At 68.6% G+C, this 475-nt stretch carries 1 protein-coding gene; it reads right to left on the reverse strand.

What is annotated here, in order from left to right; all coding sequences use genetic code 11:
• The coding region (locus ACTT8P_RS38465; RefSeq protein WP_442836432.1) for an AMP-binding protein at positions 1-475 on the reverse strand (475 nt) is incomplete at both ends.

Genomic DNA, 475 nt, shown 5'->3' on the forward strand with positions numbered 1-475 from the left:
ACTCGTCGGGCACGGACACCACGGAGACGTCGTGGACGGCGGGGTGGGCGAGGATGATGTTCTCGACTTCTTCGGGGGCGATTTTCTCGCCGCCGCGGTTGATCTGGTCCTTGGCGCGGCCTTCGACGACGAGGTGGCCGGTGGGCAGGCGGCGGACGATGTCGCCGGTGCGGTAGTAGCCGTCGTGGGTGAAGGAGCGGCGGTTGTGGTCGGGGGCGCGCCAGTAGCCGCGGATGGTGTAGGGGCCGCGGGTGAGGAGGTGTCCGAACTCGCCCTCGGGGACGTCGTTGTCCTCGTCGTCGACGACGCGTATCTCGTCGGCGGGGGAGATGGGGCGGCCCTGGGTGGTGACGATCGTCTCGGTGTCGTCGTCGAGGCGGGTGTAGTTGACGAGTCCTTCCGCCATGCCGAAGACCTGCATCAGCTTGCAGCCGAGGGCGGGTTCCAGGCGGCGGGCGGCCGATTCGCTGTACTT

Source organism: Streptomyces sp. JW3 (assembly GCF_052216785.1).
GTDB lineage: Bacteria > Actinomycetota > Actinomycetes > Streptomycetales > Streptomycetaceae > Streptomyces.